General features: G+C 31.1%; 1 protein-coding gene and 1 pseudogene. Both read right to left on the bottom strand.

Features of this window, described 5'->3' with window-relative positions; translation table 11 throughout:
• A pseudogene (locus tag ABID39_RS07715) lies at nucleotides 1–299 on the bottom strand (hypothetical protein); the annotation flags it as partial.
• A gap of 1,557 nt (nucleotides 300–1,856) precedes the next feature.
• On the bottom strand, nucleotides 1,857–3,296 hold a 1,440-nt coding region (locus tag ABID39_RS07710), incomplete at its 5' end, for a type ISP restriction/modification enzyme (RefSeq protein ID WP_354187568.1).

Here is a 3,296-nt window from a genome sequence, read left to right as displayed (position 1 = left end):
TAAATTTTTGCATTTCCACAAACGTCTACAAAAAAGTTTTTTACTTTCGCATTCCCTGAAACCCTAGCATTTTGAAAGACGCGTGCTTTATCATACACCCAGCAATTGCCTTTGTGAGATAAGTTACTTTCGTTTTCAATATACCCCCCTAGATCGCCTGCCTTGACATCACCAAAATCTCTTAAAGCACGTATACGGTACAATATGAGACCAGTCACAAAATCCATTTCGCCAGTAAACTCATATTTTTTTGAAGTTTTTTTCTTATTAACGGGAGTGTTGTTTAATATATTTGTCATATTTAAAACCTAACTGTTAAATAGTTTCTATTGACACCCTATAAGAGCATCGGGCGCTAGAAACACGGCAGTTAGTCCGTTGCTACGCTTTTCCCATAGGGGTATTTTATGGCGTAACTACACCCGACAAAATCATCATATATGCCAATTAAAGCATAAAAGATAGTCAGTTTTTAATAGGATTAGGTTTATCGTAACCTATTCGCTAACTGTAAGTGTTTCTATCACTTAATTATTTATATAACAAAATACGTATTTATTGTCAAATAATATTTTATCTTTTTTGATATTTTTTGTATTTTTTTAAATACGATATGTGTTGATAATATTTTATGCTTATTAATTGCTTCTTTTATATTTATATGCGTTTAAAGATATATTATAGGCTTTATAAAACGATTGCGTTATTTTTTGAATCTATACATTTATAATATTTAGAAATGCTCTCATAATGCGTATTTTTATCTTTATAACCTATCAATTTTTTTACTAAATAAATTTTAATTTTTTTGTGAATTTTGTTTATAACGCATTTATCATTGAATTGTCTTAATAAGCACCGCGCTCTTATAACCAATGCTTTCATTTACATTTTTGCTTTATTCAAATGAGGCTGTTATTTTTAGGCATTCTCTATAGCTGTTATATTCTTTATAGTCATGGCATCATTTTTCATTTTCATAAGAGAAATGATAAATATGATATATAATAATTGTGATTTATAGACTGTTATAAAAACATCTCTATAGAGATTAGTGAATCCCTTTTAATAGACCGTGTCAGCGTTGTCAGTTGTGTCAGTTCCTTTTAAACGCTATATTATTTTTTTTAAATGAGTAAAAATAAAAGTTATTATATATCAATATGTTAATATCTTTAAAACATAACTCATATCAAAAGTACAATGTTTAAAGATAACCCATGATGCGAGTTGATTAAAACTTGTCAGTTATCTGTCAGTAAATTGAACTGACAAAATGATTATTTTAGTAAGTAATTACAACATGTCTTATGAAAAGCATATGATCCTTTAAGCCTTTCAAAAGATAACTTGTAACTCATAAGAGATGCTATCAAGATCATTATGGTTATGAGTTTTGACAGGGTTTTGAGTTTTGAGGGTTGCCCCTTTTAGATAAAAAAACGATAAAAAGTAAAAACGTTATTTTTCAATAGGTTAAGATTTTACAGATCTTAAAAAAACAACTCATATTGATAACACAACCTATAAATTCAATCAATAATATACGTTTTGAGGGGGTTTTGACGATTTTTACACCTTCAAAACCTATAAGCAAAATGAATATACATAACTCTCTTTAAACAAAGCTTTTGAAAAGCATAAAGTTATCATTTTAGATTACGATATAATCTTTTAAAGGCAATTCAAAAGAAGCCTATTCACTTTAAGATGGGATTTCTTTTTAGAATAACGCATATAAACTATTATTTAAAAGATTGTATCTAATCAGCTTAACAAGAGAGGTATAGATTATGGTTATAAGCTCTATACCCCTTATGCGTTTAGCATACCCATTATGTGAGCATGCTTTTAAGTTATTCAGTTTCTCTTAATACCAAATTTGGTAAGTTCTTAACGATTTTCATGGTTTCTAAACTTACGGTAATAACCCTTTGAAACAATTCCAATGGATAAGCAGGGTTGCCAACGGTTTCAACAGCATAGCGATTGGCATCATTAACAATACCACTCTTTTTATCAGTCTTAACGCATTGACGCCCCATAACCCATTCAAGAGCGGGTTTGCCATTGACGATATACTCATAAGCTTCAAGAGGGATATCTGTTATTGTGATATTACTATTGTAGATAACAGTGGTTTTATCCTTTTCCTTACTATTCTTAATTTTTGCGAATTTCATTTCAGTTACATAATAAAACTTTTCGGGATTAGAGATCTCTGTAACTTTTGGATTACCCTTTTTAAAGGTCACTGGATAAGGCTCTACATCTTCATAATTCACGTGCAAATGACCCAATTCACGCCCTGCTGTTACAAATTTCCAAAAGTCATCAGCACTCTTTACACAAGGGATACGAGGCAATTCTTTGCATAAATTATGTGCATAACGTGTACGATAATCTTTTGAATGGAAAATCCCATAAACATAATAGAATAGATCATCTTTACTGATAGTTTCATTAGGATAAGCGGCTTCAAAATGTGCTAATCCTTCATCCGTAATGGCATCACGCCTCTGTAAACCAGCTGTTTTGTTTTCCTCTATAGAGTTTGTAAATAAATAGGATTGTCTCTCATTTTTATTTCTCTCTTTTGAAAATATAACATTTTCGTAAATATATCTTGGAAAGCATTGACTGTTATCAATTACACATACGTCAGGCAAATTCTTAATCATCAATACAGAAAATCCACTTCGTGCTCCCATAGAAGAAACTTGTATTATTTTATTCTCTGCTGCTTCTCCTATCGGGAATATACGCATCTGATAAGCACCATCGCAGTTGAGAGCAGAATCACTATACACCCACTGTCGTGTAAAAGGACGATACAAACTTTTGGTAAGGCACTTTTCCTTAAAGTTGAAAAACTTTCCTTTTACTAAATCTTTTTTGAGATTATAACTCCAACTTATTTTGCTTTCATCTGAATTGACAAAACTATTGAGAACCTTTGTACGTGTTTTGCTATCATTATGTGGATAGGTATCATTAAAGCGTTCTACTTCATTGTTATAGAAGGTAATCATATTACTCATATTTTTTGCCACTGTCGCACAGCTTGAGTTATATGCCCACGCATCACGGCTTGTCATAATGCCACGAGAAAACATTGCAAATAATTTTTTATCATTATTTTTCTTATCACCTATAGCTAAGAATGTTTCAAAATTGTTATCACGTTGATTAATCCAATCCCCATGCTTGTCTGGTGTAATCATTCGCCAGCTTTGTCTACGTGTAATACCATCAACACTACCAAAGTACTGAAGCATCTCAAGTTTTTTTTCGGT

Source organism: Bartonella japonica (genome assembly GCF_040545385.1).
In the GTDB taxonomy this organism is placed as follows: Bacteria; Pseudomonadota; Alphaproteobacteria; order Rhizobiales; family Rhizobiaceae; genus Bartonella; species Bartonella japonica.
The sequence above is the reverse complement of the archived record's forward strand: the minus strand, read 5'-3'. Positions and strand labels throughout refer to the sequence as shown.